Source organism: Halorubrum sp. SP9 (genome assembly GCF_005435015.1).
Classification (GTDB): Archaea; Halobacteriota; Halobacteria; order Halobacteriales; family Haloferacaceae; genus Halorubrum; species Halorubrum sodomense.
Window position 1 is genome coordinate 1 of record NZ_SGXU01000031.1, and the last position, 22,034, is coordinate 22,034.

The following is a 22,034-nucleotide window of genomic DNA, read 5'->3' on the forward strand; positions in this document are numbered from 1 at the left end:
ACGGCTCACATCAGATCACCGCTTACGCCGGAGCGCAGGGGGCGTGATCCTCATCTCTCGCGGACCTGAACGTACCGGGCGACGGGTCATAAACCCATCGGAACGGTACGGGTCCAGCGAAACCGGGCCGGGTTGAACGGCCCGAGTCCGCGATGCGTTCTTCGCATTTCTTCGAATGCCTGGGTTGTACTTAACCCCGTCGAACTACCGGCGCCACGTCATGCGATTTCATGCCGGAAGAGGCGGGATAACTGACCGGATCGATCCGGAACGGAGAGGGATCTGTCGGAGACGGCGTCTGTGGGTCGACACGGTGATCAGGTCCGGGGCGTTCCGGTCACTCGGCGTCGAAAACGAGAGATCGGGATCGGAGCGCCCGGAGAGCTACTCCTCGTCGATGTACTCGATACCCTGCTTCGAGACGTTGGCCTTGGTGATGTCGTCGAGGTCGTTGAGCCAGAACTCGTCGTCCGCCTCGTCGACTTCGGGGGCGCTGTCCTTCCAGGCCCACCCCTCGTACTCGTGGACCTTCTGGGTCCCCTTCTCTCGGAGGCGGAGCGTCGTTCGCTGCGCCTCCTCCTCAGAGGGCGCCGGTTCGAGGGTTCGAGCCGCTTTGAGCGCCGCCTGACGCGGCATGTTTCCCGAGAACTCGCTCGGTTCCGATCCGTCTTCCTCTCGAAGGGCAAAGTTTCGCTTACCGTCTTCACGTACCATGGTTTTGCCTCCGTGTGACACCAGCACACAGTGTGTAATAAATATATCGGGGAAATGAAAGCTGTGAGCCACAATTTTTATATACTACCTCGGCGGCGGCTGGCGGTTTGGGGCCCAGCGCGGGAGGGAGACGGTCGATCGACGGCGATTCGCAGGAGCGTTCGGCGCGCGCGACAGGCCAGTTCGGGGTTCGGGCGGGGATTTTCGAGGCACGCGCGCGACTCGCCGGAGCCCGAGTACGCGTAAACAACACTTATGTGTCTGCTATGGCGAAGGGCGACAAGCACACCCGCGATGGTCCGCAAAAAGAAGCTCAGCCCCAGTGGCGCCAAGGACGACGACGGGGAGTACCACAACGTCCACGTGAACCTCCACGAAGACGAACTCGCCGTCGCCGGCATGGAGATCGGCGACGAGGTGTTCGTCCGGGTCCGAGACGGGAAGATAATCATTCAGAAGGCGGACGCCAATCCCGACCAGCTCGAACACGACTTCTGACGCGGACCGCGGGAGTTCGATACGGTTTTACCGCCGAGCGACCGCCACGCGGACCGCTGTCGGCGGATTAATTGTCGCTCGTGACGAGGGTCAGACGATGGGCGCGTACGACCTGTTGAAACCGGCGCTGTTCCGGCTTCCGCCGGAGACCGCACACGGACTGATTCATCGACTGCTCGGCGGCGTTCAGGGGACACCCGTCGGCTCCGCGCTCGCTGATCGATACGTCGTCGACGACGAGCGGCTCACGGTCGACGCGGTCGGGTCGTCCTTCCCGAATCCGGTCGGTGTCGCCGCCGGGTTCGACAAGAACGCGCGCGTCCCGCGGGCGCTGGCGTCGCTCGGCTTCGGCCACGTCGAGGTGGGCGGCGTCACCGCCGAGCGACAACCCGGAAACCCGCGCCCGCGACTGTTCCGACTGCCCGAAGACGAGGCGCTCGTCAACCGGATGGGGTTCAACAACGAGGGGGCCGACAGGGTCGGTGAGCGCCTCGACCGCGACCCCCTCCCGGAGGTGCCCGTCGGGATCAACATCGGGAAGTCGAAGTCGACGCCCCTCGACGAGGCCCCGGACGACTACCTGTACACGTACGAGCGCGTCGCGGACGCGGGCGACTACTTCGTCGTCAACGTCTCCAGCCCGAACACCCCGGGGCTCCGCGAGCTACAGAACCGCGAGGCCTTGGAGCGAATCCTCGGGACGCTCGACGACGCCGGCGCGGATCCGCTGCTCGTGAAACTCTCCCCCGACCTCCCGGAGCCGGCCGTCGAGGACGCGCTGGGAGTCGTCGACGACCTCGGCCTCGACGGAGTCATCGCCACCAACACGACGACGTCGCGGCCGGACTCGCTTCGGAGCCACAATCGGGCCGAACGCGGCGGCCTCTCGGGGAAGCCGATCGAGTCGCTCGCCACGGAGCGGGTCCGGTTTGTGGCGGAGCGCACCGACGTGCCGGTGATCGGCGTGGGCGGGGTCTCCGACGCCGCGGGCGCCTACGAGAAGATACGGGCGGGCGCCTCGCTGGTCCAGGTGTACACCGGACTCGTCTACGAGGGACCGGGACTCGCGCGCGACGTCAACGAGGGACTCGTCGAACTGCTCGAACGCGACGGGTTCGACTCCGTCGAGGACGCCGTCGGCGCGGACCTGTGACCGAGGGAGAAACCGAAGAGAAGGGAGGGGGATCTTACGCGTCGTTGCGGACGATGACGACGACGTCGTCCGCCTGAAGCAGCTCGCCCTCGCCCCGGTACTGCCGCTCTTCCTCGACCGCGAACTCGTCGTCGACGAGCGTGACGCCCGCGACGTGAAGCTCGTCGCCGTCGATCTCGTACTCCCCCTGCGCTAAGGCGGCCTCGATGTCACCGACCTGGTCGCCGTACTTCGGCCCCACGGTGGCGTAGTCGAGGTCGATGCCCGTGATCACCGTCTCGACGGGCGCGTCGCCGTCGGGGTGGACCGCGAGGTCGTCGACGTGCATCACGCCGGTGATGTCGTCCTCGAAGCCGCGCACGTCGGCGTACACCTCCACCGCGTCGAGCGTCGCGGTGAGCGGGAGCTGGTTCTCGCTCTTGTACTTCCGGAGGGCGCCGACGACGGCCGTGGCGGCGGTCCCCGCGTCGCGGTCGGCCTCGATCCCCAGCGGCTCGGGCCAGTCGGCGAGGTGGATCGAGTCGCCCGCGCCGTCGGCGAGGGCGGTTGGGTCGGCGTCCGCGGCGGTCGCGTCCGCGGCGGTCGCGTCCGCGGCGGTCGCGTCCGCGACGGCGTCGGCGTACATGTCGTGCCACAGCTCCTCGGTGACGTGCGCGAGGAGGGGCGCGAACAGCTTCAGGAACCGGCGGTGGGCGGTCCGGAGCGCGTACGCCGCGGCGTCGTCCTCGCGCTGTTTCGCGATCTCGAGGTAGTCGTCGCAGAACGTGTTCCAGAAGAAGCTCCGGAGCTCGTCGCGCGCCTTCGAGAACGCGCGGTCGTCGAGCAGCTCGGTGAGCCGCTCGACCTCGGCGTCGAGCTCGGCGAGCAGCCAGCGGTCGAGCTCGCGGAGCCCGTCGTCGGGCTCCTCGGGGAACGGCTCCGGCGCGAGCGACTCGACGAGCTTCGAGGCGTTCCACAGCTTCCGGATCAGCTTCTCGCCCGCGCGGAGGTCCTTCTCCTTGAACGGGAAGTCGTCGCCGACGGCGGTGCCGGCCGCCCAGTAGCGCGTGGCGTCGACCGGGAACTCATCGAGGACTTCCTCCGGCTCGACGACGTTGCCGACGGACTTCGACATCTTCTCGCGGTTCTCGTCGAGGACGTGCCCGTTGATCATCGTCTCCTCGAACGGGACCTCCCCGGTGTGCTCGTAGCACTTGACGAGGGTGTGGAACAGCCAGAAGCTGATGATGTCGTGGCCCTGCGGCCGGAGGTCGAACCGGTACAGCTCGGGGCGCTCCATCGCGAACTCCTCCGCTTCCTCGTCCCAGTCCCAGCCGGCGTTGATGAGCGGGGTGAGACTGGAGGTGGCCCACGTGTCGAGCACGTCGTCCTCCGGCTCGAACGCCTCGTGTCCGCACTCGGGACACGCGTCGACCGGCGGGTCGTCCGAGAGCGGGTCGACCGGCAGGTCCGCCTTCTCCGCGATGATCTCCTCGCCGCAGTCCTCGCAGTACCACACGGGGAACGGGATGCCCGAGGAGCGCTGGCGGGAGATGAGCCAGTCCCACTGGAGCCCCTCGACCCAGTGTTCGTACCGGGTGAACATCTTCTCGGGGGACCACTCCATCTCCCGGCCGACCTCGAGGTACTCGTCCGTCTTGTCGAGCATCTCGACGTACCACTGCTCGGTGACGAGGAACTCGACGCTCGTCCCGCAGCGCTCGTGGACGTTGACGGTGTGGGTGATGTCGCGGCGGTCTAACAGCGCGCCCGCCTCGTCGAGGTCCTCGACGATCGCCTCGCCGGCCTCCGAGGAGTGTAGTCCCTCGTACCCCTCGGCGACGTCGGTCATGTGCCCGGACTCGTCGATGGCGACCCGGAGGTCTAAGTCGTGGACCTGGTACCACTCGATGTCGTTCTGGTCGCCGAACGTACAGCACATCACGACCCCGGAGCCCGTCTCCATGTCGACGCGTTCGTCGGCGATGATCGGGACTTCGTGGCCGAACAGCGGGACCTCGGCGGACTCCCCGACGAGGCCCTGATTCTCGTCGTCGTCCGGGTGGACGAACACGGCGACGCAGGCCGGGAGGAGCTCGGGGCGTGTCGTCGAGATGGTGAACTCCTCGTCGCTGCCGGACACGCCGAAGGCGATGTCGTTGAAGTGGCTGCCCTGCTCGTCGTCCTCGGTCTCGACCTGCGAGATGGCGGTCTCGCACTCGGGACACCAGATCGCGGGGGCCTTCTCGCGGTACTCGCGGCCCTGATCGTAGAGGTCGACGAACGACAGCTGGGAGACGCGCTGGACGCGCGGCTCGATGGTCTGGTACGTGTGGTTCCAGTCGACGGAGACCCCGAGCGACTGGACGTTCTCGGTGAACTGCTCCTCGTACCCCGCGCAGACCTCCCGGCACTTCGCCTGGAACTCGCGCCGCTCGAACTCCTGGTGGCGAATGTCGAGTTCGTCCTCGGTGAGCCGTTCGGAGGCGATGCCGTTGTCGTCGTAGCCGAACGGGAAGAACGTCGATCCGCCGTTCATCCGCTCGAAGCGGGCGACGAAGTCCTGGAGGGTGAACCCGTACAGGTGGCCCATGTGGAGGCTCCCCGATACCGTCGGCGGCGGGGTGTCGATGGAGAAGACGGTGTTCGGATCGGTCGGATCGTCGTCGTCGTAGGCGTACGTCTCCTCGTCGACCCACCGCCGCTGCCAGCGCGGCTCGACGGCGTCGGGGTCGTACTCACCACTGGGCATTTCACGCACACGTTCCGCCGGTTCCCCCTTAACGGACTCGGTTGTGTGGGGCGGCTTTGCGCGGTCAGGCGCGGCGAGGTGCGGTGAGGTGCGTGGAAAGCCGGTCAGACCGTGTCGTCGAGGTCGTGTTCGGCCGCCATCTTCGACGCCTCGGACGCGAACCGCTCGACCTCGTCCGCCGGGCTCTCGCCCAGCGCGCTCTCCTCGACCTCGCGGCCCGCGGTGATCCCGTCGCCCGTGACGAGCCGCTGCTCGGCCAGCTCCTTCGTGTGCATCCGCTCGCCGTCCTCTGTGGCGTAGGTGAGCCGCACGAGCCCTTTCGAGTCGAACTGCCGGTCGACGAGCCAGACGGTGGGCATGGGCGAGGATCGGTCCCTGCGAGATTTAAAAAGGGCGGTCGACGCGCGCGAGACCGGTAGTACGTCTCGCGATTGACTGACAAACCGAATGCGGTGGCGCGTGCCTGCGAGCGGCCGGAGCGAAGCGGAGGCCGTGAGTCGCACGCGCGAGGGACGCGGTGAGTGAGGGGCGACCGGAGGGAGCCCCGAGCGAGCCGCGAGGCTGGGGAGGCGTGAGGTGCGGTGTGGGGCGGGACTCAAAGGGGCGGTTCTCCGGTGGCCTGTCAGCGAATCCAAATCGGCCGGACTTTCGCCCCTCTCGTCGCCACCGCTTTGTATCGGCTCGCCGAACCGGTGGTCATGTACGTCGAGTTCGACCGCGACACCTGCGTCGGGATGTTCCAGTGCGTCGCCGAGTGGGACGCCTTCGAGAAGGACCTGAACGACGGGAAGGCCGACCTGAAGGGGAGCACCGAGGAGGAGGAGGACCTGTTCGTCGTCGAGGTGCCCGACGGCGAGGAGTTCGACGCGAAGTTCGCGGCGCGCGTCTGCCCGGTCGACGCCATCGAAGTGTACGACGACGACGGCGAACAGGTGGTGTAGAGGGTTCGAGATCCGAGAGGTTGCTGTGTGTCGAGGGAGAACACTTCCAAAGCCCCAGCCACGACGGCTCGCGCGGCTCGGTGTCGTTCGAAAGTCGCTCCGCGCCTTTCGTGATGTCGTCAGAACGCGGAGCGTTCTGACTGCTAGCCAGAAATCTCCGATTTCTGGCGATGACGAGACGCCTTCGGCGTCTCGAACCACGCTCCTCGGTCGCTCGGTCGCTGACGCTCCCTCGCTGCGGTGCTTCCGTCGCCGTGCTTCGCCCTCGCGGCTGCCCCTTTGAGTCCCGCCCCGCGCCGCTCCGCACAGCACCTCACCCCTCCCCAGCCTCGCGGCTCACGCTTCGCGGCTTCGCCGCTCGCGTTCGCCGCGTCCCTCGCACGCGCTGCTTCGCGGCCTCCGCTTCGCTCCGGCCGCTCGCAGGCGCGCGCCGGGGTGAATGATTGAGGAAGCGTGTCGCCCTTACTCGGCTCTATTTACAAGTGATCGGCCACGTCCTCGGCGAAGTACGTGACGATCAGGTCCGCGCCCGCGCGCTTGAGCGCGGTGAGCGACTCAAGCGCGGTCGCCTCCAGGTCGAGCCACCCCTTCTCCGCGGCGGCGTGGAGCATCGCGTACTCGCCCGAGACGTTGTACGCGGCGATGGGGCGGTCGAACTCCCGCCGGAGGTCGCCGACGACGTCGAGGTACGGCAGCCCGGGCTTCACCATCAACACGTCGGCCCCCTGCTCGGCGTCGAGCCGCGCCTCCCGGAGCGCCTCGCGGCGGTTCGCGGGGTCCATCTGGTAGTGTCGGCGGTCACCGAACGCGGGCGCGCCGTCGGCCGCGTCGCGGAACGGGCCGTAGAAGGCGGACTCGTACTTCGCGGCGTAGCTCAGGACGGCGACGTCCTCGTGGCCCGCGGCGTCGAGCGCCTCGCGGATCGCTCTCACCTGTCCGTCGGTCATCGACGAGGGAGCGACCACGTCCGCGCCCGCGTCGGCCTGCGAGACGGCGGTGCGCGCGAGGAGGTCGAGCGTCTCGTCGTTCTTGACGGTGAGCGTCGGGTCCGACTCGGCGGTCTCCTCGATCACGCCGCAGTGACCGTGGTCGGTGTACTCGCAGAGGCAGACGTCGCCGATCACGGTGACGTCCGTCTCGGCGGAGAGACGGCGTGTCGCGCGTTGGACGACACCGTCGTCGGCGTACGCGCGGCTCCCGGACGCGTCCTTCGACTCCGGGACGCCGAAGAGGATCACGGCCTCGACGCCGGTCTCGCGGATCTCCGCGACGCGGTCGACCGCCTCGTCGACCGGGACGCGCTCGTGGCCGGGCATCGTCTCGATGGGCACGCGCTCGTCGGTCGTCGCGTCGACGAAGACGGGCGCGACCAGGTCCGACGCCGAGAGGTCGGTCTCGGCGACGAGCGGGCGAACGCCGTCGGTTCGAAGGCGGCGCGGCCGGTCCGTGAGGTCCATACCGACCGGTTGGTCCCGCGCGGCCTTTTAGCGTTCGTCTCGGCTCCGGTCGGCTCGGACTCGGCCGGCTCGGCGGTTGCTCGACGGTGAGAGGGGTCGCTCGACGGTGAGAGGGGTCGCTCGACGGGGAGGGGATCCGGGCGCCGCGACTACTCGGACGACTCGATGTCGATCCGGTCGCGGAGCGCCGCGAGCTCGTCCGACTCCGCGAGCTCCTCGACGCGCTGTTTGAAGTGGGACTCGCAGAGGCCGACGACCACGCCGCGCTGCTCCGCCTCGTACGTGGCCTCCCGGTCGCAGTAGTGACACCGCATACGCGCCACTCCGTTCGGGGCGGGCTTAATCCTGTTCGTCGGAGGCGGCCGGGGCGGGAGGGTCTCCGGCCGCGAGCTCCTCGACCGAGACCGGCTCGGGCAGTCGCTCGCGGACGGGGTCGAACGCAGAGACCGTCAGCCCAGCGACGCCGAGCGTCCGCTCGTGCGCGTCGGTCCCGCCGGTTCTGAGCAGATCGTTCTCAGCGGCGAGGCGGTCGATCCGCGCGTCGTCGACCGCGCGGTCGTACGGGTAGAAGCGCTCGACCGCCTCGACCGCGTCGCGGTCGCGGGCGACGCCGAGCGCCTCGTCGACGCGGTCGTACCGGAACGGGTGCGCGAGCCCGACGAGGGCGCAGGCGTCCGCGAGCAGGTCGAGCCCCTCGTCGAGCGGCGTCACGTCGCGGGCGACGTAGCAGGGACCGTCGTTCCCGATCAGCTCGTCGAACGCCTCGGCGTAGTCGTAGGGCGCGTCGGACGCGTCGATGGCCCGGGCGATGTGCGGTCGTCCCAGTCCGGCGCGGGGCTCGACGTCGAGGTCGACGCCGAGACGGTCCTCGACCGACTCGAGGATCGCGGCGCCGCGCTCGCGGCGGTCGCGTTGGAGGCGGTCGATCTCCGCGTCGAGCGCGTCGGTGTGCTCGACGCCGTACCCGAGGAGGTCCAGGCGCTCGAAGCCGGCGTCGACGCGGAGTTCGATCCCGCGGGCGATCCGGACGCCGTCGCGCTCGACGACCGGCGCGTCGAGACCGGGGTGGATCCGGTCGTGGTCGGTGACGGCGACCCAGTCCACGCCCGCCTCGCGGGCGGCCGCGGGCACCTCGTCGAGGGTCAGGGTCCCGTCCGAGACGGTCGTGTGCGCGTGAAGGTCGGCGACGACGGGATCGCCGGGGGCGTCGGAATCGACGGAATCGACGGAATCGACGGGCATGAAGGCGAATAGCCGCGCCCGACACTAAGCGGCGGCGGTCCCGACCGCGGCCGGGAAAGATCGAATATAAGGCAGTATAAGGTGTTCCCTCCGACTAAGGTCGTACATGGACAATCATTAAGAACCGTCGGCGGTTTCCGTCCGTTGATGCGCTTGAACGGCGTCGACGACCGACTCGAACGGCACCAGTACCCGACCACCTCTGAGGAGATCATCGCGGCTCACGGCAACGCGACCGTAGAGCTCGCGAATGGGTCCGAGCGGCTCGGCGACGTCTTGGAGCGGTTCGGCGATCAGACGTTCGAGGACGCGGAGGACGTGTTCACCGCGATCCGCGCCGGCGTCTGTCACCGCGGCGTCGGTCGCCGGTTCTACTCGGACCGCGACCCGACCACCGACGCGGAGGAGGGGCCCTCGCCGGTCTCGTTCTGACGCGCCGAACCGACCGGAGTCCGTACCCCCGTTTTCGAAGGCCGATCGCGAAGCGTCCCGTCCCGCAGAGCGACGCGGCTACGGGTCGAGGTCGACGGCCCCGGAGAGGTCGAGCGGGACCGACCCCTGCTGATACCCTTCTATCGAGCCGCCGGGGTCGGCGCGGTAGACGACCGCTGGCTTGTGACGGACCGCGGGCTCGGCCTCGCGCACGGCCGCCCACTCGTCGGCCGGGAACGACGAGCAGTCGACGAACAGCGTGACGCCGCCCGCGTGGGCCGCGAGCTGCCCGCTCGTCTTCGTCTCGACGGTGTCGCGGACGGCGGCGACGGGGTCGCTCGCGGAGCGCCCGGCGGTCGGCTGCGGGCGCGTCACCTCGACGAGCCGGCCGGCGCCCGTCTCGGGGTCCGTCGCGCGGAAGTCGAGCGAGTGGCCCGTCGTCACCTCGATCTCCGGGGTGACCTCGTAGCTCGCCTCGGTGAGGATCCGGGCCGCGGTGAACTCGGCTATCGCCGCGCTCATCCGGACGAGGTCCCGCGAGGCGGAGGTGCCGAGCTTCCCGGCCATGACCTCGCGGTAGTCGTCGAGCGTCCCCGGCCGGAGGGTCTCCTCGACGAATCCGGTCCCCGACTCGCGGGTCGCGTCCGGGAACCCTGCCGCGTGCTCGCGGAAGAACGCACGGCTCGTCTCCGCGCCGTCCTTCGAGCAGAACACGGGCAGGAAGTACCACGAGACGTGCGGGTAGTCGGCAAGCCACGGCTCGTCGTCGTGGAGCCCGGCGAGCAGCTCCCGCTGGGCCCACCGCGAGACCGGGTACGGGACCTCGTCGAAGCCGTACTTGTCCGTCCGCCAGAGTTCGCTCGGCGTCTCCGTGTTACCGAGCCAGTACCCCGTCGGCCCTCCGTCGGCGTCGGGCGGGGGGTCCGCGTCGTCGCCGGTCCAGCAGAACAGCGCGAACGACCCGTCGTCCATGTCGAACCGGCGCGCCTCGTAATCGGGGGGCGGCGCGAACCACGGGGCGCCGGCGGTCGCTCCGAGGCTCTCGTCGAGCGGTCGGCCGATCTGCGAACGGACTCGGTCCGGACCCCACCGACCGGGCGAACGCCTGAAACGGAGCGGTTGTGCCACGGACGTGTGGTATCACGCCCCGAGGTTAATCGATTCCGGTGGGCGGACCCGGACGTTCACGGTTTATGATGCTTTTGGCGACAGGTATATTACAGGAAACGGCCAAGTGTGACTGTACCATGTCAATGGGTGCCTATGATGAGGCGGAACACGAGCGTCGCGAGAAGAAGACCAGCGAAGTCGACGCCGACTTCGACGCGGAGCGGCCCGAGTACTCCGGGTCCCTGACCTACGATTCGGGCGACTCGACGGAGGCACTCCTCGACAAGTTCGAAGAGCTTCAAGAGAAGTGACGCGGCCGCTGGGGCGCCGCGCCTTCTGATTCCGTTCTCGAACGCCGCTAGCGACGACTCGACTCTCGATAGCGATCGATAGCGATCGGTCGAACGCCGCCGGTCCCGACGCTCGCGAGCGACGTCGTGACGCTCACGAGAGGAGGATGGCCGCCGTACAGACGACCGCGACCGCGACGACGTGACCCACCACCGCGCCGAGCAGTACCGGTTCGGTGAGCAGGAACGGCACGAGCGCGAGTTGGACGGCCGAGAAGCCGATATTCTCGGCGTCGAGTCGACGGACCGTCGACCGCTCGTCGGCCGGGAGGTCGACGTGGACCGCGCGCCACAGCGCGACGACGGCGCTCCACCACGAGGTGCCGATACGGTACGTGAGATCCCAGAGGACGAGCAGCGTGAGGTAGACGACCGGAATCGGCGGATCCGGGCCGAAGAGCCGATCGATGAGTGTGCCGTCCCACGCGAACAGGTACGTCACCAGCGCGATGAACGCCAGCACGCCCAACACGATCTCGATGCTCGACCCGAACAGCAGCCGCTTGTGTTCGGGGGGCGTCCCGAGCAGCCGGTTTTTCGCGCCCAGTCGGTGCATCTCGACGCTCCCGACGGCGGCGACGACGACGGCGACCGTCCCGGGGGCGACGGCGTTCCAGGTCCCGTAGTACCAGCCGAGCGTCACCACCCCCAGTTCGAAGAGGGCAAACTGGATCGCGACCGCCAGCGTCCGGGAGATCCCCAGGCCGGGGATCCCGCCGACGAGGCTCTCGTACACCCACGTCTCGCCGTAGTTGCGGCTCACGAGGAGACCCCGGGGAGCGCGCTCAGTCGGGATCGCTCGGAACCTCGCGACTCGGTCAGCGCCCGCGCGACCGCGAGTTCGAAGGGGGTCCGCTCCACGGCGACGAACTCGCGGATCCGATCGTCTTCGACGATCACGGTGTTGCGGAGCCCCTCGACCAGCGAGCGGGCGAGGTACGGGTTCACGTCGGTGACGAGTCGAAGCCACCGGGCGGACAGCCCCGGGCTCAACACCGGCACCCTGACGATCCGGAGCCCGCCCCCGAGCTGTCGCCTGGTCCGGCGGAGGATCTCGGCGTACGTCAACACCTCCGGCCCGCCGATCTCGAAGGTCTCGCCCGCGGTCTCGGGGACGTCGAGGACGCCGGCGAGGTACGCTATCACGTCCGCGACCGCGATCGGCTGACACAGCGTGTCGACCCACTTCGGGGTGACCATCACCGGGAGCCGTCGCGCGAGCCCGGCGATCACCTCGAAGCTGGCGCTGCCGGCGCCGATGATGATCGCGGCCCGGAGCGTCGTGAGCGCCGGGTCGCCCTCGGCAAGGATCCGCTCCACCTCGCGGCGCGACCGGAGGTGCTCGGAGAGCTCCTCGCGGTCCTCCCCGAGCCCGCCGAGGTAGACGATCCGGTCGATCCCCGCCTCGGACGCGGCCGCGGCGAAGTTGGTCGCGCAGTTGCGGTCGCGCTCCTCGTACCCGGGGCCGCCGTCCATCGAGTGGACGAGGTAGTACGCGGCGTCGACCGCCTCGCCGTCGAGTTCGAAGGCGGGCGGGAGCGTCTCCGGTTCCAGGAGGTCGCCCTCGACGACCGAGACGCCCTCGGGCGCGTCGTAGCCGTCGGCGTCGCGGACGAGCGCGACCACCTCGTGGCCGCGATCGAGGAGCGCCGGGACGAGCCGGCTCCCGACGAATCCGGTCGCGCCGGTGACGAGCACTCGCATACCGATCCCTCGGGCGGCACGACAATAAGCCCCCGTCTCGACTGGGGCCTCATAGTTTACAGAGTCAGAACAGACCGAGTCCACCGGAGAAGAGGCTCAGTATGGAGACGAGAAGCGAGATGACCGCAACGGTCAGGCTGAGCCGTGCGATTGCGACCGTCCGCTTGTTCTCGATCTGTCGTTCGATCCGCGCGGCCGTCTCGTCGAGGGACTCGACGGCGTCGGTCGCCGTTTCGTCACGGACGAACGAGCTGAACTTTTGGTCGGCCGATCTCGTGGTTTCGATTTCCGACACCGGTGACAGCGACTCTTCGATACAGGCCGATCTGAGTTCGGCAATCCGCTGAATTGTCTGATCGTGCTCCTCCTGGATCTCGTTCAGAGAACAGACAGTACGCAGTCCGAATGTGGATGACTGGACCTCGGTGACCGCGGCCCGAAACGACATCAGTTCCTGTTCGCAGTTCGATACCGCGGTTGCGAACTCCCTCACCGGACCCTCGTCGGGAAACTCGCCGAGGATGCGTGTGGAGTTCGTCGCAGACGGATCGGTGTCAGCCATAAGATAATTAATGTCTGGTGGTGTTGGATTATAAACATCATGGCGGCGAGCGACGACACGATAGCGGTGTTGGAACAGCTCCGACGGAACGCTACCCTCGACACCGAGGCGATCGCGGAGCGGACCGGACTCGGTCCAGCGGCGGTTGACGAGGCACGGGAGGTGATACATGACCGCGGGTTGGTCGATTCGTACGCCGCGGTCGTCGACCCGGCTGCGGTCGGGCACGAGGAGTCCTCGTACCACTTCATCGGTGCGATAGACAACTACGACGACACCCTGCGGAACGGAGTGCCGGAGTTCAACGACTGGGGAGGGTCGCAGCTCGCGATGGTCGGGTTCGGTAACTACGACATGATATTCCGGAAGGTGAGCAAAAGCGAGGAGCGCCTCGACCGGTTCGCACAGAACCTCATCACGAACCCGAAGTATCCGTCCCTACGGGAGACGAGCACCTATCGGATAAACGAGCGGTACCGATGGAACGGGGCCGACGTCGAGGAAAATCAGTACGGACAGCCGGTTTGCGGCCTCGACGACGACCGACGCGAGGTGCTCAGCGTGCTTCAGGCGGACGGCAACCTCCGCAACCGGCCGGGAAAGGTCGCCGAGCGAGCGGACATCGCAACGGGAGAAGCCGCGGAAATCATCGACGAACTCGAAGAAGATGGCGTGATCCTCGGCTACACGGCCCTCCCTGACGTGGAGTCGCTCGGATGGTATCGGGGGTTCCTAGGACTCTCGAATCTGGAGAACAGCTACGAGGGTGTCGTCGACAACCTCCTCGAGCTTGAGCCGCTCTACGCGCCGTACATCGTCTCCGGAACCGGAGCGACCTGGGCCGACATCGGAATCGAGTTCGTCTGCCGGTCCATCGAACACCTGGACGAGCTCACCGACCGCATCCGAGTCGGGCTCGACGCGCGCGAGTCGCGAACGCTACTCTCGCCGAAGGTGTTCCAGAACAAGAGAACGGTGAACGTGGACCCGAGCTAAGGGGTCTCCGGCGGTTTCGGAGTCTTAAGAGGCGGACGTCACCGGTCCGGCCGACGACCGATCGCTAGAAGTGCCCCCGGGTCCCTCGTCCGGTATGCGCGCAGGCGAGTTCGAACCGGTCCGGGGCGTCGAGGACCTGTACGTCCACGACACCGGCATGTTCGACACCGACGAGTACGGCGCCGTCTACGTGTACGACGCCGAGCGACCGATCGTGATAGACACCGGGACGGGGGCGAACCGGGAGGTCCTCTTCGAGAGCATCGAGGCGATCGGGATCGACCGCGAGGAGCTCGCGTGGATCCTGCCGACTCACGCCCACCTCGACCACGCCGGGGGGGCGGGTTACCTCGCGGCGCGGTACCCGAACGCGGCGGTCCGGGTGCCCGAGAAGGGCGTCCGGCACCTCGTCGACCCGGGGGCGCTCGTCGCCGGCACCAAGTCGGCGGTCGGAGACCAGTGGGAGTACTACGCGGAGCCGAAACCGATCCCCGACGATCGGATCGAAGGGGTGAGCGGGGGCGACCGGATCGACCTCGGCGACCGCGAGCTCGTCGTTCACGACGCGCCCGGTCACGCGCCCCACCACGCGATCTATCACGACCCCGACGCCGGCGTCGTGTTCGCCGCCGACGCCGCCGGCATCTACGTCCCCGAGGTCGACGCCGTGACGCCGACGACGCCGCCGCCGCAGTTCGACTTCGAGCAGTGCCTCGACGACATCCGACTGATCGAGGAGCTCGACCCCGACACGCTCTGTTTCGGCCACTTCGGCCCGCGGGACTGCGACGCGGACCTGATCGGCGAGGCGAAGCGGGCGTACGTCGAGTGGGTCGAGCGCGTCCGCGAGAAGCGCGCCGAACTCGGTGACGACGAGGCGGTCGTCGACCACTTCGAGGCGGCGAGCCGCGACGTCGACTACTGGAACCCCGAGCGCGCCAGGGCGAACACGAGCCTGAACGCGCGCGGCGTGTTGACGTATTTCGATCGGGTCGACGGCGAGGAGTGACTCGCCGGGGAGACGCGGTGGAGACGTGACTCGCCGGGGAGACGCGACGGAGATTCGACTACCGGCGAGACGCGACGCGGACCCGCCGAGAGAAACGCCCTAAACCCCGCCGTCCGTAGGCCAGACCAGATGGGCATCTTCGACACGATCCGGGCCGTGCTCGGGACGAGCGCCGAGACCGACGCGACCCGCGACGCGGACCCCGAGGACCTCTTCGGGATGTCGACCGCGTACATGACGATGGAGGCTGACCTCCGGTACGACCACTGCGGGGAGGCCGCGCTCTGCTTCTCCGGGATGGACAGCACCCGCTTCGACGAGGCGGTCGAGACCGTCGAGGCCATTCTGGACGCCGGCGAGATAGAGACCGGAACCGGCTTTCACCGCCACGAGGACGACCACGGCTACCAGTGGTTCGTCTTAGAGGACGACGACCCGGAAGACCTGGTGACCAGCGTCCACTTCGCCGCCGACCAGTTCATCGAGGAGGGGTTCGGGTCGCGGCTGCTCGCGGCCGTGTTCGGCTTCGAGAACGACGACGGTCCGGCCTACTGGATCTACTCGTTCCGGCGCGGCGCGTACTACCCGTTCGCGCCGCGGGGGACGAACGACCGGAACCAGCGGATAGAGTTCAAACTCCAGTCGGTCCTCGACGGGGAGCTCGGCTTAGAGGACGACGAGTCCTACTGGTACCCCCTCTGGCCCGACGCGCCCGGGAACCACCCGTGGGAGTGAGCGCCGATTCGACGGCGGTGACCAGATGAGCGACGAGCGCGACCCGAGCCCCGAGCCGGACCCCGTGGGCGGAACTGACGCAAGAGGGCGAAACACCCCGAAGAAGCGACTGCTGCGCGGGATCGCCGTCCAGGCCACGGTCGTCGCCGCGGCGGTCCACCTGCTGTGGGCGTGGCCGCGGCTGGGATCGCCGCCGGACGCGCGTCCCTACTTTTTCCTCGCGGGGAGCGCGCTCGCGGCCGCGGTCGCCGTCGCGACCCTCCGGGGCGGGGAGTACCGGCGGCTGTACGCGCTCGGCGCGGGGACGCTCGGGGCGTTCCTCGGCGGGTTCCTCGCGTGGCACGGGGGCGACGCGGCCGCGGCGCTGGCGGCGGAGCCGCTGGCGGTCGTCGCGGTGATCGTCGAGGTCGTCGGCGTCGGCGCCTACCTCGCGCTCTACCGCCTCGCGCCGCCGACGAGCGTCGCCGTCGAGCGGCGGCGAGGGGAGGAGCCGGACGAGAGGGAAAAGAAGGAAGCCGAGGAGGGGAAACGGAAGGAAGCCGAGGAGGAGCCGTCGTGACCGGCGCGTATCGGACGGTGGCCGAGCGCGCGACCGCGCGGTTCGAGGTCCGCGACTCGGAGTTCCTCGGGCACGTCGCCCCCGTCGACACGGTCGACGCGGCGGAGTCGTTCGTCGCGGACGTCCGCGAGGAGTACGGCGACGCGACCCACAACGTGCCCGCGTACCGGGTGCCCGCGGGCGAGCCCTCGGAGCGCGCACCGGGCTCGGAGCCGATGCTCAGGGAGTACTCGTCGGACGACGGCGAGCCGACCGGCTCCGCGGGCAAGCCCGCGCTGAACGTCCTCCAGCAGCGCGAGGTCCGGAACGTCGCCGCGGTGGTGACGCGGTACTACGGCGGGACGAACCTCGGGGTCGGCGGGCTCGCGCGCGCCTACTCGCGAGCGGTGAAGGAAGGGGTCGACGGCGCCGGCGTGATCGAGGAGCGGCCCCACCGCACTCTCGTCGTCGAGACCGAGTACGACGACTCCGGGACGGTCAGGGGCGTGATCGAGTCGACCGGCGTCGAGTTCGACGCCGACTACGGCGAGCGCGTCCGGTTCGACCTTCGGGTGCCGGTCGCGGAGGTCGACCCGCTTCGCGAGCGCCTCAACGACGCGACGAGCGGGCGGGTAGAGATCGACCGGTAGCGGTCGCGGGCGGCTCGGAACGCGGCCCGGCGGACGCGCCGCCCTACGAGAACTTACGGACCGTCATGTCGAGGGTGTCGAGGTCGAGGATGGGCGCGTAGCCGGCGTCGGGGTCGATGTTGACGGACTTCTGGAAGTCGGTCTGTGCCTGCCAGCAGCCGGAGTTGACCGCGAGGACGTTGTGGTACTTCCCCCAGCCGAGCTTGTGGACGTGGCCGGTGTGGAACACGTCGGGCACGTCCTCCATGACGAGGTAGTCGCGCTCCTCGGGCGCGACCCGCGTGTGGCCCCCGAACTGCGGCGCGACGTGGCGCTTCTTCAACAGCTGGTACATCGCCTTGTGCGGCTCGTCGTAGCTCGCCTTCTCCTCGGGCAGCTCCGCGATCACCTCGTCGAGCGAGACGCCGTGGTACATTAACACCTCGACGCCCTCGACCGAGACGGTGGCCGGGTTCGAGACGATCTGCGCGTCGTGGACGTCCAAGATCTCTCGGATCTCGTCGTCGAACCCGGGCTGCGGCTCCGCGAGGCGGACCGCGTCGTGGTTGCCCGGGATCATCACGATATCGGTGTCGGCCGGCACCTCCTTGAGGTGTTCCGCGAAGACCTCGTACTGCTCGTAGATGTCGACGATCTCGAGCTCCTCGTCCTGGTCGGGATAGACGCCGACGCCCTCGACCATGTCGCCCGCGAGCAGCAGGTACTCGACCGGGTCGGCCTCGGGCGTGTGGAGCCAGTCGGTGAAGCTGTGCCACGCGTCGGCCAGGAACTCGTCGCTGCCGACGTGGACATCGGATATCAGCGCGGCCTGGACGTGGCGGTCGGCCCCGCCCGGGCGGTGAGTGCGGGGAACGTCAGGGAAGTGGAGCGAGTCCGCGAAGAGGATGCCGGCGTCGTCCGCGAGCGTCCCCTCGACCGCGACGCACTCGTCTAACAGGATCTCGTCGACGACGTCGGCCAGGCCCTTGTCCTTCATCACGAGGGCGGGGAACGTCCCGGTCGTGTCCTCTAACTCGATCAGCCAGTGGCCGGACTTCGTGGAGCGCACGTCGTTGACGAGGCCGATCATCGCGGCGTCGCTGCCGCCCGGCATGTCCGCGATCGCCTCCGCGGGCCGGTGGTTGACGCGGCCGCGGAGGATCTTCGAGAGCCGCTCGTAGCGGTCGCGGAACGTCGTGACGAAGTCGGCGTACTCGCCGGTCCCCGTGCTCCGGCCGGTCATGTCGTTGCCGACCTCCAGGTCGCGCAGGTCGGGGTCGCGGGAGCGCTCGGAATCGTCGGTTACGGGATCGGCGGGCGGGGAGTCGGCGGTCGCGGCGTCGGCGGGCGGGGAGTCGGCGGTCGCGGCGTCGGCGGGCGGGGAGTCGGCGGCCGCGGCGTCGATAGCGTTGTTCGTCGCGCCCCCCGGGGCGGCCTCGGTCTCCGGGGATTCGGTGTCCGCAGACCCCCTTGTTTCAACTGGAGATCTTCCGTTTCTGTCGGTGGACGCGGTCGATTCGCCGGTCCCGTCGATCGCATCGCGGACGTGGTCGGCGGTGATCCGGAGAGCGTCGTCCGGGGCGCGGTCGACGGCGGCCGCGACGGCGGCGCTCGGGTCGGCCGCGCCCGCGAGGAGGGTGACCGCCTCGCGCTCGGCGTTGTAGCCGCGCTCGGCGAGGGCTTTCGCGATCCGCGCGTTCGACTCCAGCGGCACGATACCCGAAAGGAGGGTCGCGGGCAAAACCGTTCCGGAGGCGTCGGAGGGGCGAACGCGCGGGGCCGCGAGCGAGGGCGAATCCGCGCGACCCGGAAGCTTATGAACGGAACCCTCCAAAGGCGACGTAATGGACGAAGGGGATCGGCCGACAGACACCGACGGGTCGGCCGGTCGAGACGAGCGGACCGAAGATCACTCGGGGGCGACATCCGATGGGTCGGATGACGGGGTTCCCGACGAATCCGACCGCGCGGTCTCCGGTGGCTCGGGCGACGGTCCCGAGACCGGGCGCGAAGTCGACCTCGGGGACGAGCCCGAATCATCCGGGGGAGCCGTTGTTTCCGGCGAATCCGACATCGGGAGCGAAGCGCAGGGCGCACCGGAATCGGTGGGAGGTCCCGCGTTCGAGACGGAAGAGACGACGACCGCCGACGAGTCGCTTCTACACCGGTTCCGTCACGACCGGGAGGGCGCGCTGATGTGGATCCGGGAGATGTTAGCGAGCGTCGGTGTCGTCCTCCTGATCGGACTGTTGCTGTTCGGCGTCAGCGGCGTGTGGCCGCCAATGGTCGCCGTCGAGTCGGGGAGCATGGAGCCGAACATGCGGGTCGGCGACCTGGTGTTCGTCACCGAGCCCGGCAGGCTCGCGCCGGATGCGGCCGAAAACGGCGTCGGCGTCGTCACCTACCAGGTGGGCCAGGAGGTCGACTACCGCACGTTCGGCTCCTACGGGTCGGTGATGATATACGCGCCTCCGGGGCGGACCGGGTCCCCGATCATCCACCGAGCCATGTTCCACGTTACCGAGGGCGAGAACTGGTACGACCGCGCCGACGAGCGCTACCACGACGCCATCGGCTGCGGATCGCTCGCTAACTGTCCGGCGCCGCACGACGGGTACATCACGCTCGGGGACAACAACGGGGCCTACGACCAGGCCAGCGGTCTCTCGCCGCCGGTCAAAGCGGAATGGATCAAGGGGGTGGCCCGCCTCCGGGTCCCGTATCTCGGATACATCCGGCTGATCGCGACGGGGCAGGTAGAGCTGAACGAGGCGATAACGCGGACGGTCGGGAGCGCCCTCCCGGCGGTGAGACCTGGCCTCACGTCGTCGAGCCCCGCGGCGTAGCGCTCGGTGCGTCGACCGGTGTCAGTTGTCGAACCGGGCCTGAACGAACGGCTGCGCGTTCTCGATGTCGCCGAGCCGCGAGTCCGACAGGAGCACCGCCTCGGTCTCTTCGACCGGCACGGAGAGGCCCATCTCCTTCGTCCGACCGTAGCGTCCCTTCGAGACGACGACGGCGTTGACGATGCCGAGCATGTCGAGTTCGCTGATGAGATCGGTGACGCGCCGCTGGGTCAGGACGTCGGCGTCGATCTCCTCGCAGAGCCGCTTGTAGATGTTGAACACCTCTCCGGTGTTGATGTTGTGGACGCCGTTCTTTTCGAGGAGGATGACGGCGAACAGGACGATCTTGCTCTGGGTGGGGAGGGTGCGGACGACCTCGACGACGCGGTCGAGTTCGATCTTGTCCTGGGCCTGTCGGACGTGTTTCTCCGCGACGATCTCGGCCTGCGAGCGCTCCGCGAGCTCGCCCGCGGTGCGGAGGAGGTCGAGCGCGCGTCGCGCGTCGCCGTGTTCCTGCGCGGCGAAGGCGGCGCAGAGCGGGATCACGTCGTCGGTGAGCGCGTCGGGTTTGAACGCGGTGTCGGCGCGGTGCTGGAGGATGTCGCGGAGCTGGTTCGCGTCGTACGGCGGGAAGACGATCTCCTCCTCGCCGAGGCTCGATTTGACGCGGGGGTCGAGGAAGTCGGTGAACTTCAGGTCGTTGGAGATCCCCATGATCGAGATCCGAGAGCGGTCGAGCTCGGAGTTCATCCGGGAGAGGTTATACAGCGTGTCGTCGCCGCTCTTCTCGACGAGCTTGTCGATCTCGTCGAGCATGATCACGACCACGCGCTCGTGGTAGTCGACCGCCTCGAAGAACGTGGAGTAAACGCGGTCGGTGGGCCACCCGGTCATCGGGACCTCCTCCATCTCGTCGGCGTCGTCTTCGAGGGTTTCGATCCGGTCGTCGAGCTCGTCGACAGAGTCGAACTCCGTGGCGGCGAGGGCGGCGGTGGCGTCGCCGATCGGATTTCCTTCGGCGTCCGTCGCGTCCTCGCGGAGGCCTTCGAGCCGCTCTAAGCGGTCGGCGATCACCGCCTGGTTCTCCTCGATGAACGTGTTCGCGAGCTGGGCGAGGACGCGGTACTGGGTGTCGGTCACCTCGCAGTTGATGTACTCGACCTCGCAGGGAACGTCGTACTTCTGGGAGGTGGACTCGAGCTCTTGGGAAACGAACTTCGCCGAGGCGGTCTTGCCGGTCCCCGTCTTCCCGTAGATGAGGATGTTCGACGGGGTCTCGCCGCGGAGGGCGGAGACGAGGATGGTCGCCATCCGGTTGATCTGGTCGTTGCGGTGCGGGAGCTCGTGCGGGGTGTACGAGGGACGGAGGACCTCCTTGTTCTCGAAGATCGGTTCACCGGAGAGGAGGTCGTCGAACAGGCCCTGACTGTCCTCGTCGTCGTCGAGGACGACACCGTCGAAGTCGACGTCGGGCGACGACCGGTCGCGACCGCCGTTGTCGAGCCCCGCCGTTTCGGGTCGAGCGTCGCTCGAGGAGTCCGATTGGTCCAGATTGTCGTCTGATTGGTTCAGGTCGGTGCCCGATTGACCGAGATCGGTGCCCGATTGACCGAGATCGGTGCCCGATTGACCGAGTTCCGATCCCGCGTCGGTGTTGCGGTCACCGAGGTCGTGGTCGGATCCCGTCGGATCGTCGGGGTGGAAATCTTCGAGGTCAGGGTCGTCGGTGTCGGAGTTACCGACACCGGAGTCGCCTGGGTCGGAGTCGCTGCTGTGATCCGTCTCGTCGTCGTCCGGATCGGTGCCGCCGTCGGCCCGCGGTGTGTGATCTCCTTCGTCCATGTGAACCCCTCTGTTTCAGGTGGAGACGGTCGAGCAGGACGCTTGAGAGGCCGTCTCCGGTCGGAAATACGCATTCGCGGTCGGATTCGAGACCGACCACGTCCAGTTGATACAGTCGAACCAGATGAAGAGACGGTACAAAAGTGTTCCTCTCTGGAGTTGAAACGTCCCTCTCTCACGAGATGTCGAGGCAGTCGAGAGGCGGTTCGGGTCTACCGAAGGGGCGGTCGAACGGGTCGAGAGGGCGTGGAACTAGAAACGACGAGCGACGAGATCCCGTTCCTCTTTGACTAAGATCACTTGATATAGCGACTTTTAACCCCTGACACGGCTGATTCGAAGATCTTGCGATCGCGTCGTGACCGTTGGTATCCCGACTGCGAGGTCCGTCGATCGGTTTCGACTCCCCGGCTCGGGCCCACAGTCTCCGAGTCCGGCGAGGCGGTTCGATCGGGTACACCCCCACACCCCTTCGTTTCGGGTGGAACGGCAGACGGGTGGGTGGGGGTCCTGAGCTGTGAGTTGTATACCGGTGGTTTTATTAC

At 68.1% G+C, this 22,034-nt stretch carries 23 protein-coding genes; 11 read left to right on the plus strand and 12 right to left on the minus strand.

Translation table 11 applies throughout. The annotated features are described in order from the left end of the window. Positions 1 to 384: 384 nt before the first annotated feature. On the minus strand, positions 385 to 714 hold the full coding sequence (locus tag EXE45_RS13545; protein ID WP_092919197.1) for a non-histone chromosomal MC1 family protein: 330 nt from the start codon (positions 712 to 714) through the stop codon (positions 385 to 387). Positions 715 to 1,008: 294 nt separating this feature from the next. On the opposite strand from EXE45_RS13545, the gene EXE45_RS13550 reads away from it, so the two are divergent. Both EXE45_RS13550 and EXE45_RS13555 read left to right on the plus strand, forming a co-directional pair. After that, positions 1,009 to 1,212 (plus strand): hypothetical protein, encoded by a 204-nt coding sequence (locus EXE45_RS13550; protein ID WP_092919199.1) that lies wholly within the window; start codon positions 1,009 to 1,011, stop codon positions 1,210 to 1,212. A 97-nt stretch (positions 1,213 to 1,309) separates the two neighbouring features. Beyond that, the gene (locus EXE45_RS13555; RefSeq protein ID WP_092919201.1) at positions 1,310 to 2,365 is read left to right on the plus strand and encodes a quinone-dependent dihydroorotate dehydrogenase; all 1,056 of its coding nucleotides are present in this window, start codon (positions 1,310 to 1,312) and stop codon (positions 2,363 to 2,365) included. Positions 2,366 to 2,399: 34 nt separating this feature from the next. Here the strand turns inward: EXE45_RS13555 and EXE45_RS13560 are convergent, their stop codons facing one another. Beyond that, positions 2,400 to 5,096 (minus strand): valine--tRNA ligase, encoded by a 2,697-nt coding sequence (locus EXE45_RS13560; protein WP_137694638.1) that lies wholly within the window; start codon positions 5,094 to 5,096, stop codon positions 2,400 to 2,402. Between the two features lie 104 nt (positions 5,097 to 5,200). Next, the gene (locus EXE45_RS13565; RefSeq protein WP_092919205.1) at positions 5,201 to 5,455 is read right to left on the minus strand and encodes a hypothetical protein; all 255 of its coding nucleotides are present in this window, start codon (positions 5,453 to 5,455) and stop codon (positions 5,201 to 5,203) included. A 339-nt stretch (positions 5,456 to 5,794) separates the two neighbouring features. Between EXE45_RS13565 and EXE45_RS13570 the strand changes: the two genes are divergently transcribed. Continuing rightward, positions 5,795 to 6,037 carry a ferredoxin gene (locus tag EXE45_RS13570; protein WP_092919208.1) on the plus strand — a complete coding sequence of 81 codons (243 nt, stop codon included), beginning with the start codon at positions 5,795 to 5,797 and terminating at the stop codon, positions 6,035 to 6,037. Between the two features lie 476 nt (positions 6,038 to 6,513). Here EXE45_RS13570 and hemB read toward each other — a convergent pair whose 3' ends face one another. From hemB to EXE45_RS13580, 3 genes are all read right to left on the minus strand, one after another. Beyond that, on the minus strand, positions 6,514 to 7,494 hold the full coding sequence (gene hemB / locus EXE45_RS13575) for a porphobilinogen synthase (RefSeq protein ID WP_092919210.1): 981 nt from the start codon (positions 7,492 to 7,494) through the stop codon (positions 6,514 to 6,516). 149 nt (positions 7,495 to 7,643) lie between these two features. Further along, entirely contained in the window at positions 7,644 to 7,808 is a 165-nt protein-coding gene (locus tag EXE45_RS20505) for a DUF6757 family protein (protein ID WP_199233636.1), read from the minus strand. A 25-nt stretch (positions 7,809 to 7,833) separates the two neighbouring features. After that, positions 7,834 to 8,736 carry a PHP domain-containing protein gene (locus tag EXE45_RS13580; RefSeq protein WP_137694639.1) on the minus strand — a complete coding sequence of 301 codons (903 nt, stop codon included), beginning with the start codon at positions 8,734 to 8,736 and terminating at the stop codon, positions 7,834 to 7,836. A 147-nt stretch (positions 8,737 to 8,883) separates the two neighbouring features. On the opposite strand from EXE45_RS13580, the gene EXE45_RS13585 reads away from it, so the two are divergent. Next, positions 8,884 to 9,168, plus strand: coding sequence for a DUF2795 domain-containing protein (locus EXE45_RS13585; protein WP_092919214.1), 285 nt, complete (start codon positions 8,884 to 8,886; stop codon positions 9,166 to 9,168). A 78-nt stretch (positions 9,169 to 9,246) separates the two neighbouring features. Here EXE45_RS13585 and EXE45_RS13590 read toward each other — a convergent pair whose 3' ends face one another. Next, the gene (locus tag EXE45_RS13590; RefSeq protein WP_092919216.1) at positions 9,247 to 10,296 is read right to left on the minus strand and encodes a DUF5784 family protein; all 1,050 of its coding nucleotides are present in this window, start codon (positions 10,294 to 10,296) and stop codon (positions 9,247 to 9,249) included. A gap of 125 nt (positions 10,297 to 10,421) precedes the next feature. Here EXE45_RS13590 and EXE45_RS19675 point away from each other — a divergent pair, with 125 nt between their 5' ends. Next, entirely contained in the window at positions 10,422 to 10,589 is a 168-nt protein-coding gene (locus EXE45_RS19675) for a DUF5786 family protein (protein WP_241989490.1), read from the plus strand. Between the two features lie 133 nt (positions 10,590 to 10,722). Here the strand turns inward: EXE45_RS19675 and EXE45_RS13595 are convergent, their stop codons facing one another. From EXE45_RS13595 to EXE45_RS13605, 3 genes are all read right to left on the minus strand, one after another. Next, complete coding sequence (locus EXE45_RS13595; protein WP_137694640.1) at positions 10,723 to 11,391, minus strand: hypothetical protein; 669 nt, start codon at positions 11,389 to 11,391, stop codon at positions 10,723 to 10,725. Beyond that, entirely contained in the window at positions 11,388 to 12,332 is a 945-nt protein-coding gene (locus EXE45_RS13600; protein ID WP_137694641.1) for an NAD(P)H-binding protein, read from the minus strand. The genes EXE45_RS13595 and EXE45_RS13600 overlap by 4 nt, the downstream gene beginning before the upstream one ends. A gap of 64 nt (positions 12,333 to 12,396) precedes the next feature. Continuing rightward, positions 12,397 to 12,894 carry a hypothetical protein gene (locus tag EXE45_RS13605; RefSeq protein WP_137694642.1) on the minus strand — a complete coding sequence of 166 codons (498 nt, stop codon included), beginning with the start codon at positions 12,892 to 12,894 and terminating at the stop codon, positions 12,397 to 12,399. Between the two features lie 39 nt (positions 12,895 to 12,933). On the opposite strand from EXE45_RS13605, the gene EXE45_RS13610 reads away from it, so the two are divergent. From EXE45_RS13610 to EXE45_RS13630, 5 genes are all read left to right on the plus strand, one after another. Then, positions 12,934 to 13,890 carry an Lrp/AsnC family transcriptional regulator gene (locus tag EXE45_RS13610; RefSeq protein WP_137694643.1) on the plus strand — a complete coding sequence of 319 codons (957 nt, stop codon included), beginning with the start codon at positions 12,934 to 12,936 and terminating at the stop codon, positions 13,888 to 13,890. A 94-nt stretch (positions 13,891 to 13,984) separates the two neighbouring features. Then, complete coding sequence (locus EXE45_RS13615) at positions 13,985 to 14,899, plus strand: MBL fold metallo-hydrolase (protein WP_137694644.1); 915 nt, start codon at positions 13,985 to 13,987, stop codon at positions 14,897 to 14,899. A 129-nt stretch (positions 14,900 to 15,028) separates the two neighbouring features. Then, positions 15,029 to 15,634, plus strand: a complete 606-nt coding sequence (locus tag EXE45_RS13620; RefSeq protein WP_092919224.1) for a hypothetical protein — start codon at positions 15,029 to 15,031, stop codon at positions 15,632 to 15,634. Positions 15,635 to 15,659: 25 nt separating this feature from the next. Continuing rightward, positions 15,660 to 16,193, plus strand: a complete 534-nt coding sequence (locus EXE45_RS13625; protein WP_137694645.1) for a hypothetical protein — start codon at positions 15,660 to 15,662, stop codon at positions 16,191 to 16,193. Then, entirely contained in the window at positions 16,190 to 16,822 is a 633-nt protein-coding gene (locus EXE45_RS13630; RefSeq protein ID WP_137694646.1) for a YigZ family protein, read from the plus strand. The genes EXE45_RS13625 and EXE45_RS13630 overlap by 4 nt, the downstream gene beginning before the upstream one ends. A gap of 43 nt (positions 16,823 to 16,865) precedes the next feature. Here the strand turns inward: EXE45_RS13630 and EXE45_RS13635 are convergent, their stop codons facing one another. After that, a complete protein-coding gene (locus EXE45_RS13635) occupies positions 16,866 to 18,515 on the minus strand; it encodes a DNA-directed DNA polymerase II small subunit (protein WP_137694647.1) in 1,650 nt (549 codons plus the stop codon). 130 nt (positions 18,516 to 18,645) lie between these two features. Between EXE45_RS13635 and EXE45_RS13640 the strand changes: the two genes are divergently transcribed. Then, entirely contained in the window at positions 18,646 to 19,647 is a 1,002-nt protein-coding gene (locus EXE45_RS13640; protein WP_137694648.1) for a S26 family signal peptidase, read from the plus strand. A gap of 21 nt (positions 19,648 to 19,668) precedes the next feature. Here EXE45_RS13640 and EXE45_RS13645 read toward each other — a convergent pair whose 3' ends face one another. Then, entirely contained in the window at positions 19,669 to 21,489 is a 1,821-nt protein-coding gene (locus EXE45_RS13645) for a Cdc6/Cdc18 family protein (protein WP_137694649.1), read from the minus strand. Between the last annotated feature and the right edge of the window lie 545 nt (positions 21,490 to 22,034).